Here is an 18,777-nt window from a genome sequence, read left to right as displayed (position 1 = left end):
TGCTTCATGACCTATCGCATCGACCGACTCGCCCAGCTTCTGCATGACGCCTCGCGCGCCTTGCGCCGGGAATTTGCGGCGCGCACCACGGAACACGGATTGTCCGCGACGCAATGGCGGCTGCTTGGCTCTGTCCTGCGCGACGGGCCGATGACGCAGGCCGCGCTGGCCGACCGGCTGGATGTGGAACCGATCAGCGTGTCGCGTCTGGTCGACCGCATGGAACAATCCGGCTGGGTGCGGCGCGAAGCCGATCCCGACGACCGCCGCTGCCGCATCGTTGTGGCCAGCGACAAGGCGCAGGCCATCGCGCCGGGCGTGCGCCAGATCGTCGAAGAGGTCACGGAGGAGGCCATGGCTGGCCTGCCCGATGAAACCCGCCGCGCCCTGCAAGCGGCCCTTGTGTCGATCATCGACACGCTGAACCGAAATCCGGTGTCGGGTATCGACACAACCAACCGAAATCCTGCGGATGCCCTGTCGTCCGCCGCCGTATGTGAGAAGACCGATGAGTGATCTGCCGACCGATCTACCAGTCGAAGAGCCGACCCGGACTGCTGCCCCCGCGGCTGTCCCTGCCGTGAAGAAGCGGCGCAGCAAGCTGCGGATGATGTTCCTGATGTTTGCCGTGCCACTGGCGCTTGCCGGAGGCGCGGGGGCGTGGTGGTTTGCCGGGGGGCGTTACGAATCCACTGAAAATGCCAACCTGCATCAGGCGCGTGTCTCCATCGCGCCGGTGATCGGCGGGCGGGTTGTCGATGTGGCGGTCAGCGAATTGCAGACGGTCCACAAAGGCGACGCCCTGTTTCAGGTTGACCCCGAGCCGTATCGGCTGGCGCTGGCGCAGGCCGAGGCGGCGCTGGATGGCGCGCGGGTGCAGGTGGAACGGCTGAAGGCGGCTTACGCTCAGGCCGTTGCGCAGCAAAAGCTGGCCCGCGATGATGCGGACTTCCAGCAAAGCGAACTCGCCCGTCAGGAGGCGCTGTCGCGCAAGGGTGTCAGCCGCGAAAGCGATCTGGATTCCGCCCGCCACGCCGCGAAGCAGGCCGCCGAACAGGCGTCTGTGGCCGAGGTGAATGTCTCTGCGGCTCGTGCCGCACTGGGCGGGGCGCCGGATGCCGCAACCGACGCGCACCCCACCGTGCGCGCGGCGCTGGCCGAGCTGGACCGCGCCCGCTATAACCTTGACCAGACCACGGTGCTCGCCCCGGCAGATGGCGTGATCTATCAGGCGGCCTCGTTCCGTCCGGGCGCCATGGTTTCGGCCGGGCAGTCGGTGTTCGCGCTGGTCGAAACCGGCGATCTGTGGGTCGAGGCGAATTTCAAGGAAACCCAGCTGGAAGGCATTGGTGTCGGTCAGGAGGCCGAGATCAGCTTTGATATGGCGCCGGGCCGCAAGTTCGCAGGCAAGGTCGAGGCGATCGGTGCGGGCACGGGGGCGGAATTCTCGTTGCTGCCCGCGCAGAACGCCACCGGCAACTGGGTCAAGGTGACCCAGCGCATTCCCGTGCGCATCCGGCTGGATGACCCGGCGGCGGCGGCGGGCCTGTCCTCGGGGCTCAGCGCCGAGGTGACGGTCGATACCGGGCGTGAACGCGGTCCGCTGTTCGCGGCGCTGGCGGGCGAGTGATGCCATGCAGACCGCTGAAACCCATCCCGAGGTCAAGCACCGCGGGCTGATCACGCTTGCCATCATGCTGGCGACGATCATGCAGGTGCTGGACACGACCATCGCCAATGTGGCGCTGCCCTCGATGACGGGCGACCTTGGTGCCTCGCAGGATACGATTACCTGGGTTCTGACCAGCTATATCGTTGCTGCTGCCATCATGACCCCGGTGACCGGCTGGCTGTCCGACCGGTTGGGCAAGCGCGAGCTGTTCCTGATTTCCATTGTGGGCTTCGTCGCCACATCCATCGCCTGCGGTCTGGCCTGGAGCCTGCCCTCCATGGTGGTGTTCCGCCTGTTGCAGGGCGTGTTCGGTGCCGCCATCGTGCCGCTGTCGCAGACCTTCCTTCTGGATATCAACCCGCGCGAAAAGGCTGGGCAGGCCATGGCGCTGTGGGGGGCGGGGATCATGGTCGGGCCGATCATCGGGCCGACCCTGGGCGGCTGGCTGACCGAAAGCTACAACTGGCGCTGGGTGTTTCTGGTGAACCTGCCGGTCGGCGCGCTGGCGCTGGCGGGTTGCCTGCTGTATCTGCCGCGTGTGCCGCGCCGTCCGCGCGCCTTCGACATGCCGGGTTTCGCCCTGCTGTCGCTTGCCATCGGTGCGCTGCAACTGATCCTTGATCGGGGCGGCGAGGTCGACTGGTTCTCCTCGGGCGAGATCTGGATCTATTCCATCGTTTCGGCAGCGACCTTCTGGATGTTCGTCGTCCATATCCTGCATGCCGAGAAACCCTTTCTTGACCCCCGCATGTTCGCCGACCGCAATTTCGTGACCGGCCTCGTGTTCATCTTCATCGTGGGCATCATCCTGCTGGCGAGCCTTGCGCTGCTGCCGCCGATGCTGTCGCGGATCTTTGGCTATCCGGTCATCACCACCGGCCTTGTGATGGCGCCGCGCGGGGTGGGGACGATGATTTCCATGCTGCTGGTCGGCCGTCTGGTGCGCCATGTCGATGCGCGGCTGCTGGTCATCGCGGGGCTCAGCCTCACCGCGACCTCGTTGTGGGAAATGACGGGCTTCAGCCCGCAGATGGATGCCTTCCCGGTGATCCGCTCGGGTGTGGTGCAGGGGCTGGGCCTTGGCCTTGTGTTCGTGCCCTTGTCCACCATCGCCTTTTCGACGCTGGAGCCGCGTTTCCGCGCCGATGCCACCAGCCTGTTCAGCCTTGTGCGCAATATCGGGTCGAGCATCGGGATTTCCATCGTCTCGACCATGCTGACCCGCAATATCCAGGTGAACCATGCCGAACTTGGCGCCTTCATCAATCCGTTCAAACCCGCGCTCTGGGCCTACAGTCCGGCGGCGGCCAGCGGCAACACCACCGCGCTTTTGAGCATGGATGCGCTGGTGAACGTGCAGGCGGCGATGGTGGCCTATATCGACGATTTCTGGCTGATGATGTGGGTCTCTCTGGCCGCCGTGCCCCTGGCCCTGATCCTGCGCCGCCCGTCGATGGCCAAGGCGTGATCCCGCTGCCGCCCTTGCCTCTGCCGGGCGGGGGCGGCATAGTCTGGCAAATGCTCTGTGACAGGGAGTTTGTCCGATGAAACCGACCGCCGTTCTGGCCGGCCTTGCGCTTGCCCTTTCCGCCACCGTCGCTCTGGCAGAAGGGCTGCCCGATCTGGGCGGGCGGGCTGTCACGGTGGTGACGGAAAACGCCTATCCTCCGCTTCAGTTCATCAATGGTGACGGGCAGGCCGTGGGCTGGGAATATGACGCCATGTCGGAAATCGCCAAACGCCTGAACATGACCGTCACCTATGAAAACACCAGTTGGGACGCGATGATCCCCGCTGTTTCGGGCGGGCAGTATGACATCGGCATGACCGGCATCACCATCCGCGACGACCGCAAGGAACAGGTGGATTTCTCGGAGCCCTACATGCGGTCGGAAATGGTGATGATGGTGCGCGGTGACGAGGCGCGCTTTACCGATGCGGCCTCTTTCGCGGCCAATCCCGATCTGCTGATGGCGGCGCAGCCGGGCACCACGCCTTTCTATGTCGGCGTCTATGAGGTGCTGGACGGCAACGAGGCCAATCCCCGCATCAAGATGTTCGAAACCTTCGGTGCCGGGGTCGAGGCGCTGCGCGCGGGCGATGTCGATCTGGTGCTGACCGATGGCACCAGCGGCAATGGATATGTCGCGGCCTCGGAAGGCGGGCTGAAGATCGTGGGCGAGAAACTGGGGGCCGAGGATTTTGGCTTCATCTTCCCCAAGGGCTCGGACCTCGTGGCGCCGGTCAACGCCGCCATTGCCGCGATGAAGGCGGATGGCACGATGTCGGCGCTGGACAAGAAGTGGTTCCTTGACTTCAAGATGGGGCAATAAGCGCCCCTGATGGCCGCAAAGACCCCGGAGCAGGATTTTCCCTGGTGGCTCGTCGTGCTGGGCGCGACGGGCCTTTGGCTGTTTTATGAGGTCTGGTCCAGCCCGGTCTATGCCCAGATCATGCAGAAGCTGGTGAAGGGCGTCGGCATCACCCTGATGGTGACGGTGGTGGCCTTCCTGTCCGCCGCCGTGCTGGGCCTCTTGCTGGCGGTGGGGGCGGGGTCGAAGCGGCTGGTGATCCGTCAGGCGGTGCGGCTTTACACCGAGGTCGTGCGCGGCGTGCCGATCATCGTCCTGCTGCTCTACGTCGCCTTCGCCGCGGTGCCCGCGCTGGTGGCGGCATGGAACTGGGCGGGCTTGCCGGAAATCCGCGCCCGCGATGTCTCGCTTCTGTGGCGGGCGGTGATCGCGCTGACCATCGCCTATTCCGCCTTTCTGGCCGAAGTGTTTCGCGCTGGTCTGGCCTCGGTTGATCGCGGGCAGATCGAGGCTGCGATGGCGCTGGGTCTGAACGGCTGGCAAAGGTTCCGCCTGATCGTCTTTCCGCAGGCCTTCCGCACCATCCTGCCGCCTTTGGGCAATGATTTCGTGGCCATGGTGAAGGATTCAAGCCTCGTCAGCGTGCTGGGCGTTGCCGATGTGACGCAGCTTGCCAAGGTCACCTCGGCCGGGAATTTCCGCTATTTCGAAACCTATAACAGTGCCGCGCTGATCTACCTGACGCTGACCGTCAGCGCTTCGCTGGCGTTGCGGCGGCTGGAGCGGCACCTGCGCGGGCGCGATACACGATAGGGCGAGCGCATCTGGACCTTGGCGGCGGGGCTGATAGGCTCTGTGCCAAAGGAGATTTGCCGATGACCAATCCGCTGCTTGCCCCCTGGGAGGGGCCGTTTGAACTGCCGCCGTTCGACGCGATCCACGACGAGGATTTCGCGCCCGCCTTCGAGGCCGGTCTGACCGAGGCCCGCGCGGCGATTGCCGCGATTGCCGGGAACACCGAGCCGCCGACCTTCGCCAATGTCATCGAGGCGCTGGAACTGGCGGAAGGCACGCTCGACCGGGTGGCGGGGGTGTTCTACAACCTCGCCGGAGCCGACAGCACGGATGCACGCGAGGCGCTGATGCGGGATCTGGCGCCCAGGATGAGCGCGTTTTCGTCCGAGGTCACCAATAACAAGGCGCTCTTCGCCAAGGTGGAAACCCTGTGGCAAGGGCGCGAGGCGCTGGGGCTTTCCCCCGAACAGGCCCGCGTGCTGGAGCTTTACCGTCAGATGTTCGTGCGCTCCGGCGCCCTGCTGGACGGCGCAGAGGCCGAGCGTCTGACGGAAGTGAAATCGCGACTGGCCGTGCTGGGCACCCGGTTCAGCCAGAACATTCTGGCGGAAGAGCGCACATGGTTCATGGAACTGGCCGAGGCCGATCTGGAAGGGCTGCCCGATTTCGCCGTGGCGGCGGCGCGGGCGGCAGGCGCCGAAAAGGGGGTGGCCGGGCCGGTCATCACCACCAGCCGTTCGCTCATCGTGCCGTTCCTGCAATTCTCGCCGCGCAGGGCCTTGCGCGAAAAGGCCTACGAGGCCTGGGTGGCGCGCGGTGCCAATGGCAATGACCATGACAACCGTGCCATTGCGGCGGAAATCCTGAAGCTACGCGAAGAGCGGGCGCATCTTCTGGGCTATGCGAGCTTTGCGGATTTCAAGCTGGAACCGGAAATGGCCAAGACCCCGGCGGCCGTGCGTGATCTGCTCATGCGGGTCTGGGCACCGGCGCGCGCCCGGGCCGAGGCGGATGCGAAAGTGCTGGAGGCGATGCTGCATGCCGATGGCATCGCCGGGCCGCTGGAGCCGTGGGACTGGCGCTATTATTCGGAAAAGCGCCGCAAGGCCGAACATGACCTGGATGAGGCGGCGCTGAAACCCTATCTGAGCCTTGAGGCGATGATCGCGGCCTGTTTCGACTGCGCCAACCGCCTCTTCGGGCTGGAGTTTCACGCGCTGGACGTGCCGATGTATCACCCCGACGCAAGGGCGTGGGAGGTGACGCGCGAGGGTCAGCACGTTGCGGTGTTCATCGGCGATTACTTCGCGCGCGGGTCCAAACGCTCGGGCGCCTGGTGTTCGGCGATGCGCAGCCAGAAACGGCTGGGGCAGGATGTGCGGCCGATCGTGGTCAATATCTGCAACTTCGCCAAGGGCGACCCGGCGCTGCTGTCCTATGACGATGCGCGCACGCTGTTCCATGAATTCGGCCATGCGCTGCACCAGATGCTGTCGGATGTGACCTATGGCTTCATCAGCGGCACCAGCGTGGCGCGCGATTTTGTGGAACTGCCGAGCCAGCTTTACGAACATTGGCTGGAAGTGCCCGAAGTGCTGGAAACCCACGCAAAGCATTGGCAGACCGGCGAGGCGATGCCTGCCGACATGCTGAAACGGCTGCTGGACGCGGGCAGCTACGATCAGGGCTTCGCCACGGTGGAATTCGTGGCCTCGGCCATGGTCGATCTGGCGTTTCACGAAGGCGCGGCGCCCGCCGATCCGATGCAGAAACAGGCCGAGGTTCTGGCCGAACTGGGCATGCCCCGCGCGATCCGCATGCGCCATGCCACGCCGCATTTCGCACATGTGTTTTCCGGCGACGGCTATTCCTCGGGCTACTACAGCTACATGTGGTCCGAGGTGATGGATGCTGATGCTTTCGCCGCATTCGAGGAAACCGGCGATGCCTTCGATCCCGAAACGGCAGCGAAGCTGGAAAGGTTCATCCTGTCGGCCGGTGGTTCGCGTCCGGCGGAAGAGCTGTATCTGGAATTCCGGGGCCGGATGCCGGGGGTGGAGGCGTTGCTGAAGGGGCGCGGGCTTCTGGACGCGGCCTGAGGGCGGCAGACGTCTTTTGAGTATTTTTTGCAAGAAGCAAGACCCGTTGGCGCGTGCGCGTCAGCGGGTTTTGCGAAACTGGCTGGGCGGGGCACCGAATTTTCGGGTGAAGGCGCGCGTCAGCGTGGCGGCGCTGGAAAAGCCGGTGCGCAGCGCGATTTCGGTCAGCGGGTGGCGGGTGTCGGTCAGCAGCCGCCGCGCTGCCTGCAAGCGCAGGCCAAGCGCATGAGCGGCGGGCGAGAGGCCAATGTTTTCGCGGAACAGTTGTTCCAGCCGGCGGGGAGAGAGGCCAAGCGCGGCGGCGGTCTCGGCTGCCGTTTCGGGGCTGTCGAGCCGCGCCTCCATCCGCGCGATGGCGCGGGCGACGCGGGCGTCGAGCCTCGGGTCCGGTCGGGTCGCGGTGATCTGCGGCTCGGTTCCCGGGCGGGGGGTGGTGACGAAGCTGGCCGCGACCTGGAGCGCGGTGGCCGGGCCATGGCGGGCGCGGATCAGATGGAGCATCAGGTCGGCGGCGGGGGCGGCGCCCCCTGCGGTGAAATAGCGCCCGGAAAGCGTGAAGCGGTCAGGGGTGACCTCGATTTCGGGAAAGGTGGCGGCGAAATCCTCCAGATCCTCCCAATGCACGGTGGCGCGCTGGCCGTCCAGCAACCCGGCGCGCGCCAGCACCCAGCCTCCGGCGTCGATGCCGCCAAGCGCGCGAAAGCGCGGGGCGATCCGGCGCAGGTCGCGCAGAAGCGGCTTGGTGGTGACTTCGGATTGCCGGTAGCCCGCAATGACGATCAGCACATCCGCGCCCTCGGCCGTGGCCAGCGCGCCCGATGAGGGCAACTCGATCCCGCATGTCAGCGGCACCGGCCCGCCATCGGGGGAAACCACACGCCAGCGGTAGGCCTCGGTTCCCAGATGCCGGTTGGCCGAGCGCAGCGGATCGAGCGTCGAGGCGACTTCCAGAATGGAACAATGCGGCAGCACCAGAAGCGCCAGCGAAAGCGGCTGCTGCGATGCGGCGAAGATCGTTGCGGATTTTGCCATGCGGATTTCGTAAACTGCAAAGCGCGACCCGACAAGCCCGCTAATCTCGCCGGGAACGAACAGGAGGAATGCCATGCCCTTGGCCATGAACCGCGAAGTCTTCATCACCTGCGCCGTGACCGGCTCGGGCGGCACCCAGGACCGTTCGCCGCATGTGCCGCGCAGCCCGGTGCAGATCGCCGAAAGCGCCATTGCGGCGGCAAAGGCAGGGGCGGCGGTGGTGCATTGTCATGTGCGCGACCCCGAAACCGGCAAGCCTGCCCGCGACCCGGCACTGTATCGCGAAGTGACCGAGCGGATCCGCGACAGCGCAACCGATGTGGTGTTGAACCTGACTGCCGGGATGGGCGGCGACCTGCTGTTCGACGGCACGGAAAACATGAACCGCATGTCGGCACGCAGCGATATGGCGGGTGCGGCGGAGCGCGTGGCGCATGTGGTGGAGTGTCGGCCCGAGATCTGCACACTCGACTGCGGCACGATGAACTTCGCCGAAGCCGATTATGTGATGGTCAACACCCCCGGCATGCTGCGCGACATGGCAGCGCGCATGGTGGCGAGCGGCGTGCGGATCGAGATCGAGGCCTTCGACACTGGCCATCTCTGGTTCGCCAGGCAACTTGCGGAAGAGGGCATCATTCCCGATCCTGTGCTGGTGCAACTGTGCATGGGCGTGCCGTGGGGCGCGCCGGATGACCTGAACACTTTCATGGCGATGGTGAACAATGTGCCGAAGCATTGGCACTGGTCGGCCTTCGCGCTGGGGCGGCATCAGATGCCCTATGTGGCGGCCTCGGTTCTGGCGGGCGGGAATGTGCGCGTGGGGCTGGAGGATAACCTCTGGCTCGACAAGGGTGTGCTGGCGACCAACGCGCAACTGGTGGAACGCGCGGTGACCGTGATTTCCAACATGGGGGCGCGGGTGCTGACGCCCGCCGAGGTGCGCGCGAAGCTGAAGCTGGAGAAGCGCGCGCCGGTGGCGAAATGAGGCGACGGGTGGCGCTGGTCCTTCTGGTGCTGGCGGCTTGCCAGCCCGAGGCCGAAGCGCCACCGCGTCCCAGCATGTCGGCGGCCGACAAGGCCGATTGCATCGCGAAGGGCGGGCAGGTCGGTGTCGCGGGCCTTCTGGGCGGCGAGTTCTGCGTCAAGCGCGCGCCGGATGCAGGTAAGTCCTGCACAAGGGCCAGCGACTGTGCGGGAGATTGCCTGTCGGCCAGCCGGACCTGTGCCCCCACGCTCAACCCCTTCGGCTGCCGGGATTATCTGGACGAGACCGGCCAGCCGCAAAGCATCTGCGTCGATTGACGCGAACCCATCAGGACGAGGACGAACATGGCGCGCAAGGCGGCAATCATTGGCGGCGGGGTGATCGGGGGCGGCTGGGCCGCGCGCTTCCTGCTGAACGGCTGGGATGTGGCGGTCTTCGACCCCGATCCGCAGGCGGAACGCAAGATCGGCGAGGTTCTGGCCAATGCCCGCGCCGCGCTGCCGGCGCTGTCGGATGTGCCGATGCCTGCCGAGGGAAAGCTGAGCTTTGCGGGCACCATCACCGAAGCGGTGGAAGGGGCAGAATATATTCAGGAATCGGTGTCCGAACGGCTTGAACTGAAGCACCGCGTCTTTGCGCAAATCCAGCAATCGGCGCCCGAAACGCTGATCGGATCGTCCACCTCGGGCTTCAAACCCTCGGAATTGCAGGAACATGCGGCCAATCCCGGCACAATCTTCGTGGCGCATCCGTTCAACCCGGTCTATCTGCTGCCGCTGGCCGAAGTGGTGCCCAGCCCGAAGAACGCAGCCCGGGACATTGAACGCGCCAAGGAAATCCTGCGTGAGATCGGCATGTTCCCGCTGCATGTCCGCAAGGAAATCGACGCCCATATCGCCGACCGCTTTCTTGAAGCCGTCTGGCGCGAGGCATTGTGGCTGGTGAAGGACGGCGTAGCCACCACCGAGGAGATCGACGAGGCCATCCGCATGGGCTTTGGCCTGCGCTGGGGCCAGATGGGGCTTTTCGAAACCTATCGCGTTGCGGGCGGTGAAGCCGGGATGAAGCATTTCATGGCGCAGTTCGGGCCCTGCCTGCAATGGCCCTGGACCAAGCTGACGGATGTGCCGGAATTCAATGACGAGCTTGTGGACCTGATCGCGGGCCAGTCCGATGCGCAATCCGGCCACCATTCGATCCGCGAGCTGGAGCGCATCCGCGACAGCAACCTGATCGGCTTCCTGCGGGCGCTGAAGGATCGCAACTGGGGCGCGGGCAAGGTGCTGCGCGAGCATGACGCCCGCCGCGCCGTGGCCTTCCACGATGCGGCGCCGACGGGTGCACCGCTGGTCATGGCACAGATGCAGGTGCTGCCCGGCTGGATCGACTATAACGGCCACATGACCGAAAGCCGCTATCTGTTCGCGGCCTCCGAAACTTCGGATGCCTTCCTGCGGCTGATCGGGGCCGGGATGGATTACGTTGCCGCCGGACACAGCTATTACACTGCCGAAACGCACATCATGCATCTGGGCGAATGCAAGCTGGGCGACCGGCTGACCGGCACGCTTCAGGTGCTGGGCGCCGATGAAAAGCGGCTGCATGTGTTCATCCGTATCCAGCGTGGCGACGAGGTGGTGGCGAGCCTTGAACAGATGCTGCTGCATGTGGACATGAAGGCCAACAAAACCTGCGCCGCCGCGCCCGGGGTGCTTGCGAAGCTTGATCCTATCACTCAGGCCCACAAGGCGCTGCCCCGGCCCGAGGCCGCCGGGCGCTTTGTCGGCCAGCGCAGGGCCTGACGGGCCGCTTCTTTCCTCAAGACCCGAAGGGCAAACAGATGGATTTCGGACTGACCGAAGAACAGCGCATGATCGTGGAAACGACCCGCGCCTTCGTCGAGAACGAGCTTTACCCGCATGAGGCCGAGGTGGAACGCACCGGCCATCTGCGGATGGACCTGATCCGCGAGCTTCAGGCCAAGGCGATCGAGGCCGGGCTTTATGCTGCCAATATGCCCGAGGAGGTCGGCGGCGCCGGTCTCGATACGCTGTCATGGCTGCTATACGAGCGTGAACTGGGCCGGGCGAACTATGCCCTGCACTGGACCTGCGTGGCGCGGCCCTCGAACATCCTGCTGGCGGGAAGCGCCGAACAGCGCGAGAAATACCTCTTTCCCTGTATCCGGGGGGAGAAGTGGGATTGCCTTGCCATGACCGAACCCGGTGCCGGGTCGGACCTGCGCGGCATGACCGCCAGTGCAAAGCGCGAGGGCGGCGACTGGATACTGAACGGCACCAAACATTTCATCAGCCACGCCGATCTGGCCGATTTCGTCATCGTCTTCATGGCTTCGGGCGAGGAAGACACCCCGCGCGGCAAGAAGAAGCTGATCACCGCCTTCTTCGTCGATAAGGGCACACCGGGCTTCACCGTCCGCGATGGCTATCGCAATGTCAGCCACCGCGGTTACACCAATTCGGTGCTGGAATTCGACAATTGCCGTTTGCCGGATGCGGCGGTTCTGGGCGAGGTGCACAAGGGCTTCGAGGTGGCGAACACCTGGCTCGGCGCGACGCGGCTGCAAGTCGCCTCCACTTGCCTCGGTCGCGCCGACCGGGCGTTGCAGCACGCCATCAGCTATGCCGCCGAACGCAAGCAATTCGGCCAGCAGATCGGCAAGTTTCAAGGGATCAGCTTCAAGCTCGCCGATATGGCGATGGAGCTGAAGGCGGCGGAGCTCCTGACCCGCGAGGCAGCCTGGAAGTTTGACCAGGGCTCGGTGACCGAGGCCGACATGTCCATGGCCAAGCTGAAGGCGACCGAGGTGCTGGCGATGATCGCCGATGAGGCGATCCAGATTCACGGCGGCATGGGGCTGATGGATGAACTGCCACTGGAACGGATCTGGCGTGACGCCCGCGTCGAACGGATCTGGGAGGGCACCTCCGAGATTCAGCGGCATATCATTTCGCGCGAACTTCTGCGTGCGGTTGGCGGCTGAGACCACGGCAGGGGGGCTGTCTGCCCCCCTCGGCGCATGCGCGCCTCACCCCCCGAGGATATTTTCCGACAGAAAATGAGCCTGATCTTGCGCGTTAACCACTTCTTCATTGGATTCGGCCAGTGTGGCCTTGCGGAACAGGCGGGGACGCCGATGGCCGTGACAGGAAATGGCACCTCGTTTGCCAAGGGCGAGCGGGGTGCTTACATTTTCTGTCGAAAAATATCCTCGGGGGTCCGGGGGCAGACAGCCCCCGGCCTCGGGCACGGGGTGGAGGGGCGGATATGATGCGCCTCCATCGCCTGTTGCGCCCACGCTCCATTGCTGTTCTCGGTGCCGGATGGGCCGAGAATGTCATCGAGCAATGCCGCAAGATGGGGTTTGATGGCCCGGTCTGGCCGGTACACCCCAAACGCGAGACGATCGGCGGATTGAAAGCCTATCCCTCGCTCGCTGACCTGCCTGAACCGCCCGATGCCACTTTCATTGGCGTCAACCGCTTCGCCACGGTAGAGGTGGTGCGCGAACTGGCCGCCATGGGGGCCGGCGGTGCCATCTGCTTCGCCAGCGGCTGGGAAGAGGCGGGAGAGGCCGGTTTGCAGGCCGATCTGGTGACGGCCGCGGGGGACATGCCGATCCTCGGGCCGAACTGCTATGGCGTCATCAACTACCTTGACGGCGCGCTGCTGTGGCCCGACCAGCACGGCGGGCAGCGGGTGGAGCGGGGCGTCGCACTGCTTTCCCAATCGTCGAATATCGTCATCAACCTGACGATGCAGGCGCGCGCCCTTCCGGTGGCCTATGTTGCCTGTCTGGGCAATGCCGCGCAGGTGGGGCTCGCAGAACTGGCCGGGGCGCTGCTGGCCGATGAGCGGGTCACGGCGCTGGGCCTTTACATCGAGGGCATAGACGACGCCCCGGCTTTCGCTGCACTGGCAGAAGCGGCGCGGGTGGCGGGCAAGGGGATCGTTGCGGTGAAATCCGGCAAGACCGAAGCATCGCGCGCCGCTGCGGCCTCGCATACTGCCTCGCTGGCAGGGGGCGGGGCTGCCTCCAGCGCCTTCCTGCGGCAATGCGGCGTCGCCGAAGTGGCCAGCCTTCCCGCGCTGCTGGAGGTGTTGAAAGTATTCCACACCCACTGCCCCGGACTGGGTGAACGGCTCTGCTCGCTCTCCTGCTCGGGCGGTGAGGCAGGGCTGGTCGCCGATCTGGCCGATCCCGCCGGGATCACCTTTCCGCCGGTGCCCGAAACGACCCGCACCCGGCTGGCCGATATTCTCGGCCCGATTGTCACAATATCCAACCCGTTGGATTATCATACCTTCATTTGGGGGGACGGGCCGCGCACCACCGATGTGTTCAGCACGATGCTGTCCGCTTATGACGCTGGTATCTTCATCATCGACCCGCCACGCCCCGACCGCTGTGACCCATCCAGTTTCCGGCCCGCGCTTGAGGCCGTGGCGGCCGCGCAGGCGGCGACCGGCCGCCCGGCCTTCCCCGTCGCTTCGCTGCCCGAGAATTTCGACGAGGCACTGGCGACGGATTTCATGGCGCGCGGCGTCGTGCCAATGATGGGCCTTGATACCGCGCTGGAGGCGCTGAAAGCGGCACAGGTTGCGCCGGGTCAGCCTGGCTGGCGCCCGGTCCCGGCGCTTGCCATAAGGGAGACCCGCATGCTTGACGAGGCGGCGGCCAAGGCCCTGCTGGCGCAGGCGGGCGTTCCTGTGCCGCGCGCGGTCAGCGCATCCCGGCTCGCCGATCTCGATACCAGCACGCTTACCGCGCCTTTCGCGCTGAAAGGTCTTGGCTTTGCCCACAAGACCGAGGCGGGGGCCGTGCGCCTTGGCCTCGCCACGCTGGAGGGCCAGGCCGAAATGCCCGGCGCCACCGGCTATCTGGCCGAGGAAATGGTGACTGGGGTGCTGGCTGAAATGCTGCTGGGTCTGCGGCGCGATCCGGTCTACGGGCTGACGCTGACGCTGGGCATGGGCGGCGTCACCGCCGAGGTGCTGGCTGATACCGCCACGCTGGTCTGGCCAGTCACCGGCGCACAGATCGACAGCGCACTGCGGGGCCTGCGGCTCTGGCCGCTGCTCGATGGCTATCGCGGCCGCCCGCGCCCCGACATCGGGGCCTTCGCTGACATCGCGCTGCGCCTTGGCGCACTGATGGCGGGCGACGATACGCTTGAGGAAATCGAAATCAACCCGGTGCTGCTGCGCGAAAGCGGGGCGGTGGCGGTGGACGCATTGATACGGAGGGCCGAATGACCGAAATGACCATGCTGACCGAGGGGCCGATCCGCACCCGGCGCGAGGGTGCGATCCTCGAAGTGACGCTCGACCGGCCGAAGGCCAATGCCATCGACCTTGCGACCAGCCGCATCATGGGCCTCGCCTTCCGCGCCTTCCGCGATGATGACAGCCTGCGCGTGGCGATTTTGCGTGCCGAAGGCGAGAAGTTCTTCTGCCCCGGCTGGGACTTGAAGGCCGCCGCCGATGGCGATGCGGTGGATGGCGATTATGGCGTCGGCGGCTTCGGCGGGCTTCAGGAACTGCCGAACCTCAACAAGCCGGTGATTGCTGCGGTCAATGGTATCTGCTGCGGCGGCGGGCTGGAACTCGCGCTCTCCTGCGATCTGATCCTCGCCTCCGCCAACGCAACCTTCGCGCTGCCGGAAATCCGGTCGGGCACCGTGGCCGATGCCGCCTCGATCAAGCTGCCGAAACGTATTCCTTATCACGTCGCCATGGACCTCTTGCTGACCGGCCGCTGGTTCGACGCCGACGAGGCGCTGCGCTGGGGCCTGCTGCGCGAAATCACCACCTCGGAAGACCTGCTGCCGAAAGCCTGGGATCTGGCGCGGCTGCTCGAATCCGGCCCGCCGCTGGTCTATGCCGCCATCAAGGAGGTGGTCCGCGAGGCCGAGGCGCTGCGCTTTCAGGATGCGCTGAACCGCATCACCAAACGGCAATTCGTCACGGTGGACCGGCTTTATTCCTCGGAGGATCAACTGGAAGGCGCGCGCGCCTTTGCTGAAAAACGCGATCCGGTCTGGAAGGGGCGCTGACCGCCCCCTTTTGCTTCTTGCAAAAATACTCAAAATTCCCCGGCGGCCGCCAGGCGCGCACCGCCGGGGGAGCGTCTTACAGCATCCCCGGCACCACCTGATCCGGCGGGCGGTGACCATCGGCGAAGGTTTTGATATTGATCAGAACCTTCTCGCCCATCTCGATCCGCCCCTCGACGGTGGCAGACCCCATATGCGGCAGCAGCACCACATTGTTCATCTCGCGCAGGCGCGGGTTCACCTCGTGGCCATGCTCGAACACGTCAAGCCCGGCACCGGCGATCTCGCCCGCCCGCAACCCGCGCGTCAGGGCATTTTCGTCGATCACCTCGCCGCGCGAGGTATTCACCACCACCGCCGTGGGTTTCAGCAGTTTCAGCCGCCGCGCGTTCAGCAGATGGAAGGTCGAGGGCGTATGCGGGCAGTTGACCGAGATGATGTCCATGCGGGCGATCATCTGGTCGAGGCTTTCCCAATAGGTTGCCTCCAGTTCCTGCTCGACCGAAGGGTGGACCTTGCGGCGGTTGTGATAGTGGATCTGCATGCCGAACACCCGGGCCCGCCGCGCCACGGCCTGTCCGATTCGCCCCATCCCGAGGATGCCAAGGCGACGCCCGCCGATCCGGCCCCCCAGATGCGCCATCGGTGACCAGCCGCTCCAGCGTCCGGCCTGCATTTCGGCCATGCCTTCGGGAATGCGGCGCACCACGCCCAGAATCAGCCCCATCACCATGTCGGCGGTATCTTCAGCCCCGACGCCGGGAGTGTTCGACACCAGAATCCCGCGCGAGCGGGCGGTGGCCACGTCAATGTGATCGACCCCGGCGCCGTAGTTCGCGATCAGTTTCAGCCGCTCGCCCGCCTGTCCCAGCAGGCCCGCGTCGATCTGGTCGGTCACGCAGGGCACCAGCACATCGCAGCGTTTCATCGCATCGGCCAGTTCATCGCGCGACATCCGAATGTCCGGGTCGCGCAATTCGACGTCGAACAGTTCCTTCATCCGGGTTTCGACGACCTCGGGCAGTCGTCGCGTCACGATGACGCTCAGGCGTTTGGCGGGCATGGATCCTCCCTCGACTTTCGAGACCGGCACTTCCAAATCGGTCTTCTTGCTGGCAAAGTGCCGACTTACGGGGCGGGCTACAAGCCCCGAGTAACAATGTTGCGTCGATATGCGCGAAACATGGGCAGATTATTCTGCCGGGGGCGGCCCGTCCGGTCCCGGTGGCACGAATGGCGGGCGGAACTGGACGATATGGATATGCGATCAGGTGGCGGCATGCGGCTGGCAGCGGCAGTATTGGTAACGGGATGGATGGTGCTGGGGCAGGCGGCCTGGGCGCAAAGTTCGACCGAGGGCGGGCTTGAGCCGGTTGAAGGCAGCGACACTGTTGCGGAACCGGCGCCGCCCGAGCCACAGCCCGATGCGGTGCCTGCCGATGCCACGGTGCCGCAGGTCGCACTGCCGGGCCGGGGGCAGGTCACTAATCTGCCGTTGCCGCGCTATGTCACGCTCAAGACCGGCGAGGGCAATGCCCGGCGCGGGCCGGGGCTCAGCCATCGGATCGACTGGGTTTTCAAGCGGGCGGGCATGCCGCTGAAAGTCACCGCAGAATACGAGAACTGGCGTCGCGTCGAGGATCAGGAAGGCTTTGGTGGCTGGGTGCACTACTCCCTGCTGTCCGGGGTGCGGTCCGTGGTCATCGTGGCGGAGCTGGCCGATTTCCGCGCAGCGCCCGATCCGCAGGCCGAAGTGGTGGCGCGGGCCGAACGGGGCGTCGTGGCGCGGGTCCAGCAATGCGCGCCCGACTGGTGCAGGATCAGTGCCGAAGGCGAAAAGGGCTGGGTGATCAAGGCCGCGCTCTGGGGTGTGGACCCCGGCGAAATCATCGACTGACCGGACGCGCGGACCGCCTAAGGCTCAGGCGGCCATGCGCGCGGCGATCCGCTCTCCCGTGCGGCGGTAATGCGCGGCCAGCAGGGCCGGGGCCTCTTCCGCCCGCCGGGCCAGCGCCGCCTCGGCCAGTGCCGCATGTTCGCCCTGCACGTCGCGGGGCGCGGTATCGCCTGCCAGAACAGGCGCCCGGTATCGTTCTGTCGCGGCCGAAAGCTTGCGCGCGAAATCCAGTAACCAGCCTGATCCGCAGGCCGCAATCAGCGACAGATGAAACTCCGCATGGCGGGCCTCCAGCGTTTCGGGTTCGCCCCGTGCCGCAGCCAGACCCAGCGCATGCAGTGCGGCAACAACGCCCGCCTCCCAGGCGTCATCCCCGCGCAGGATCGACAGGCGCAGCGCCTCGGTTTCCACCAGAACCCGCGCCTCGATGGCCTCCCACATTTCGGGTAGTGACAGCGGCGCCACGATGAAGCCCTTCATTGAGGCCGATACCACCAGCCGTTCGGACTGCAACCTGTTCAGCGCCTCGCGCAGGGGCGAGAACCCCATGTCATAGCGCGCGCGCAGCGCCTCCAGCCGCAGGGGCTGACCCGGCGGCAGATGGCCGCGCATGATGTCGCGGCGCAGGCTGTCATAGGCGGTATCGGCGAGTGTCATGGCATCCTCCTGTCTGACATTGCTACGCTGCCGCAGTCTCCGCCACAACAAAATTTTCGAAAATTTATGTTTACATCGCAAATCTCATGCCGCAGTCTGTCGGCAGCCTTGAAGGAGGGGCTCCGCGATGAAGCACGAGAACCACCGCGAAGACGTGGCCGGTCGCGCCAATGTCGAAGACACGCCGGAACTGCTGGCCTATTACGACGATCTGAACCGTTTCAGCGCGGGCGCGCTTTGGACGGTGGCCAACAAGATCGAACCGTGGGAGCCGAAAAGCCAGTCGGTTCCGGTGGTCTGGCGCTACAATGATCTGCGGGACAAGGTTCTGCGCTCGGTCGATCTGGTGACGCCGGAAAAGGCGGGGCGCCGGGTGATCTATCTGCGCAATCCGGGGCGCGAAGATGTGGCTGCGGCGGTCGGCTGGCTTTACGCCGGGCTTCAGGTCATGCATCCGGGCGAACAGGCCAGCGCGCATCGCCATTCCGCCAGCGCGATCCGCTTCATCATGGAAGGGGCAGGGGCCTACACGGTGGTCGATGGCCACAAGATGACGCTGGGCGCCAATGATTTCGTGCTGACGCCCAATGGAACCTGGCACGAACATGGCGTCGCGGCCGAGGGCAGCCCCTGCATCTGGCAGGACGGGTTGGATATTCCCTTCGTCAATGCGATGGAGGCGAATTTCTACGAGGTCCACCCCGATCTTTCGCAGGCCGTGGGCTATGCGGTTGACGACATGACGAAAACCTGGGGTAATCCGGGCCTCACGCCCTATGGCGAGAGCTGGACCAAAAGCTACAGCCCCATGTTCAAATACGAATGGGCGCCGACCTACGAGGCGCTTCTGAAACGCGCGCAATGCACCGATGGCTCTCCCTTTGACGGGGTGATGATGGAATATGTGAACCCGGTCACCAATGGCCCGGTGATGCAGACCATGGGCGCCAGCATGCAGATGCTGCGTCCCGGCGAACACACGAAGGCGCATCGCCATACCGGCAGCTATCTTTACCACGTCGCCAAGGGGCGCGGGCATTCCATCATCAACGGCAAACGCTTCGACTGGCAGGAGCGCGACATCTTCTGCGTGCCCTCCTGGGCCTGGCACGAGCATGTCAATGCCTCGGCCTCTGACGATGCCTGCCTGTTCTGCCTGTCCGACATTCCGGTGATGCGGGCGCTCGGTCTCTACCGCGAACAGGCCTTCGGCGAAAACGGCGGCCATCAGCCGATACTGTGAGGAAA

The 18,777-nt window shown here is 65.4% G+C and carries 17 protein-coding genes; 14 read left to right on the top strand and 3 right to left on the bottom strand.

All coding sequences use genetic code 11. The annotated features are described in order from the left end of the window. Positions 1 to 6 precede the first annotated feature (6 nt). The 6 genes from IE126_RS12210 (at position 7) to IE126_RS12185 (ending at position 6,878) form a co-directional block, all read left to right on the top strand. Positions 7 to 516: a MarR family winged helix-turn-helix transcriptional regulator gene (locus tag IE126_RS12210; RefSeq protein WP_054302671.1), complete on the top strand. Its 510-nt coding sequence runs from the start codon at positions 7 to 9 to the stop codon at positions 514 to 516. Continuing rightward, positions 509 to 1,630, top strand: coding sequence for an HlyD family secretion protein (locus IE126_RS12205; protein ID WP_189381136.1), 1,122 nt, complete (start codon positions 509 to 511; stop codon positions 1,628 to 1,630). The genes IE126_RS12210 and IE126_RS12205 overlap by 8 nt, the downstream gene beginning before the upstream one ends. Positions 1,631 to 1,634: 4 nt before the next feature. Beyond that, complete coding sequence (locus IE126_RS12200) at positions 1,635 to 3,140, top strand: DHA2 family efflux MFS transporter permease subunit (RefSeq protein ID WP_189381135.1); 1,506 nt, start codon at positions 1,635 to 1,637, stop codon at positions 3,138 to 3,140. Between the two features lie 76 nt (positions 3,141 to 3,216). Beyond that, positions 3,217 to 4,005, top strand: coding sequence for a transporter substrate-binding domain-containing protein (locus IE126_RS12195; protein ID WP_189381134.1), 789 nt, complete (start codon positions 3,217 to 3,219; stop codon positions 4,003 to 4,005). A gap of 9 nt (positions 4,006 to 4,014) precedes the next feature. Continuing rightward, a complete protein-coding gene (locus tag IE126_RS12190) occupies positions 4,015 to 4,797 on the top strand; it encodes an amino acid ABC transporter permease (protein ID WP_189381133.1) in 783 nt (260 codons plus the stop codon). Positions 4,798 to 4,859: 62 nt separating this feature from the next. Further along, entirely contained in the window at positions 4,860 to 6,878 is a 2,019-nt protein-coding gene (locus IE126_RS12185) for a M3 family metallopeptidase (RefSeq protein WP_189381132.1), read from the top strand. A 60-nt stretch (positions 6,879 to 6,938) separates the two neighbouring features. Here IE126_RS12185 and IE126_RS12180 read toward each other — a convergent pair whose 3' ends face one another. Then, on the bottom strand, positions 6,939 to 8,015 hold the full coding sequence (locus tag IE126_RS12180; protein WP_229825440.1) for a GlxA family transcriptional regulator: 1,077 nt from the start codon (positions 8,013 to 8,015) through the stop codon (positions 6,939 to 6,941). On the opposite strand from IE126_RS12180, the gene IE126_RS12175 reads away from it, so the two are divergent. The 6 genes from IE126_RS12175 to IE126_RS12150 all read left to right on the top strand — a co-directional run bounded on the left by IE126_RS12175 (position 7,984) and on the right by IE126_RS12150 (position 14,975). Then, a complete protein-coding gene (locus tag IE126_RS12175; protein WP_189381131.1) occupies positions 7,984 to 8,898 on the top strand; it encodes a BKACE family enzyme in 915 nt (304 codons plus the stop codon). The two genes, IE126_RS12180 and IE126_RS12175, sit on opposite strands and share 32 nt — an antisense overlap. 8 nt (positions 8,899 to 8,906) lie before the next feature. Beyond that, entirely contained in the window at positions 8,907 to 9,215 is a 309-nt protein-coding gene (locus IE126_RS12170) for a hypothetical protein (RefSeq protein ID WP_189381130.1), read from the top strand. A gap of 27 nt (positions 9,216 to 9,242) precedes the next feature. Beyond that, a complete protein-coding gene (locus tag IE126_RS12165) occupies positions 9,243 to 10,700 on the top strand; it encodes a carnitine 3-dehydrogenase (protein WP_189381129.1) in 1,458 nt (485 codons plus the stop codon). A gap of 38 nt (positions 10,701 to 10,738) precedes the next feature. Continuing rightward, positions 10,739 to 11,902, top strand: coding sequence for an acyl-CoA dehydrogenase family protein (locus IE126_RS12160; protein ID WP_189381128.1), 1,164 nt, complete (start codon positions 10,739 to 10,741; stop codon positions 11,900 to 11,902). Positions 11,903 to 12,186: 284 nt separating this feature from the next. Next, positions 12,187 to 14,175, top strand: coding sequence for an acetate--CoA ligase family protein (locus tag IE126_RS12155; protein WP_189381127.1), 1,989 nt, complete (start codon positions 12,187 to 12,189; stop codon positions 14,173 to 14,175). Beyond that, a complete protein-coding gene (locus tag IE126_RS12150; RefSeq protein ID WP_054301107.1) occupies positions 14,172 to 14,975 on the top strand; it encodes a carnitinyl-CoA dehydratase in 804 nt (267 codons plus the stop codon). Before IE126_RS12155 ends, IE126_RS12150 begins: the two co-directional genes overlap by 4 nt. A 76-nt stretch (positions 14,976 to 15,051) precedes the next feature. On the opposite strand, the gene IE126_RS12145 is transcribed toward IE126_RS12150, so the two are convergent. Continuing rightward, on the bottom strand, positions 15,052 to 16,038 hold the full coding sequence (locus tag IE126_RS12145) for a 2-hydroxyacid dehydrogenase (protein WP_054301108.1): 987 nt from the start codon (positions 16,036 to 16,038) through the stop codon (positions 15,052 to 15,054). 198 nt (positions 16,039 to 16,236) lie between these two features. Here IE126_RS12145 and IE126_RS12140 point away from each other — a divergent pair, with 198 nt between their 5' ends. Then, positions 16,237 to 16,872, top strand: coding sequence for an SH3 domain-containing protein (locus IE126_RS12140; RefSeq protein WP_054301135.1), 636 nt, complete (start codon positions 16,237 to 16,239; stop codon positions 16,870 to 16,872). Between the two features lie 24 nt (positions 16,873 to 16,896). On the opposite strand, the gene IE126_RS12135 is transcribed toward IE126_RS12140, so the two are convergent. Then, on the bottom strand, positions 16,897 to 17,529 hold the full coding sequence (locus tag IE126_RS12135; RefSeq protein ID WP_189381126.1) for a GntR family transcriptional regulator: 633 nt from the start codon (positions 17,527 to 17,529) through the stop codon (positions 16,897 to 16,899). Positions 17,530 to 17,656: 127 nt separating this feature from the next. On the opposite strand from IE126_RS12135, the gene IE126_RS12130 reads away from it, so the two are divergent. After that, positions 17,657 to 18,772: a cupin domain-containing protein gene (locus IE126_RS12130; protein WP_108130141.1), complete on the top strand. Its 1,116-nt coding sequence runs from the start codon at positions 17,657 to 17,659 to the stop codon at positions 18,770 to 18,772. Positions 18,773 to 18,777 lie beyond the last annotated feature (5 nt).

It is taken from the genome of Gemmobacter nanjingensis (assembly GCF_014652195.1).
Classification (GTDB): domain Bacteria; phylum Pseudomonadota; class Alphaproteobacteria; order Rhodobacterales; family Rhodobacteraceae; genus Gemmobacter; species Gemmobacter caeni.
This window is presented reverse-complemented; position numbering and strand designations above follow the sequence as displayed.

Excerpts from the sequence above, each read along its gene's own strand:
- IE126_RS12165 (WP_189381129.1), top strand. The coding sequence starts at position 9,243 with ATGGCGCGCAAGGCGGCAATCATTGGCGGCGGGGTGATCGGGGGCGGC.
- IE126_RS12140 (WP_054301135.1), top strand. The coding sequence starts at position 16,237 with ATGCGATCAGGTGGCGGCATGCGGCTGGCAGCGGCAGTATTGGTAACG.
- IE126_RS12195 (WP_189381134.1), top strand. The coding sequence starts at position 3,217 with ATGAAACCGACCGCCGTTCTGGCCGGCCTTGCGCTTGCCCTTTCCGCC.
- IE126_RS12180 (WP_229825440.1), bottom strand. The coding sequence starts at position 8,015 with ATGAAGACTTCGCGGTTCATGGCCAAGGGCATGGCATTCCTCCTGTTC.
- IE126_RS12150 (WP_054301107.1), top strand. The coding sequence starts at position 14,172 with ATGACCGAAATGACCATGCTGACCGAGGGGCCGATCCGCACCCGGCGC.
- IE126_RS12185 (WP_189381132.1), top strand. The coding sequence starts at position 4,860 with ATGACCAATCCGCTGCTTGCCCCCTGGGAGGGGCCGTTTGAACTGCCG.
- IE126_RS12190 (WP_189381133.1), top strand. The coding sequence starts at position 4,015 with ATGGCCGCAAAGACCCCGGAGCAGGATTTTCCCTGGTGGCTCGTCGTG.
- IE126_RS12135 (WP_189381126.1), bottom strand. The coding sequence starts at position 17,529 with ATGACACTCGCCGATACCGCCTATGACAGCCTGCGCCGCGACATCATG.
- IE126_RS12210 (WP_054302671.1), top strand. The coding sequence starts at position 7 with ATGACCTATCGCATCGACCGACTCGCCCAGCTTCTGCATGACGCCTCG.
- IE126_RS12145 (WP_054301108.1), bottom strand. The coding sequence starts at position 16,038 with ATGCCCGCCAAACGCCTGAGCGTCATCGTGACGCGACGACTGCCCGAG.
- IE126_RS12205 (WP_189381136.1), top strand. The coding sequence starts at position 509 with ATGAGTGATCTGCCGACCGATCTACCAGTCGAAGAGCCGACCCGGACT.
- IE126_RS12155 (WP_189381127.1), top strand. The coding sequence starts at position 12,187 with ATGATGCGCCTCCATCGCCTGTTGCGCCCACGCTCCATTGCTGTTCTC.
- IE126_RS12200 (WP_189381135.1), top strand. The coding sequence starts at position 1,635 with ATGCAGACCGCTGAAACCCATCCCGAGGTCAAGCACCGCGGGCTGATC.
- IE126_RS12130 (WP_108130141.1), top strand. The coding sequence starts at position 17,657 with ATGAAGCACGAGAACCACCGCGAAGACGTGGCCGGTCGCGCCAATGTC.
- IE126_RS12160 (WP_189381128.1), top strand. The coding sequence starts at position 10,739 with ATGGATTTCGGACTGACCGAAGAACAGCGCATGATCGTGGAAACGACC.
- IE126_RS12175 (WP_189381131.1), top strand. The coding sequence starts at position 7,984 with ATGCCCTTGGCCATGAACCGCGAAGTCTTCATCACCTGCGCCGTGACC.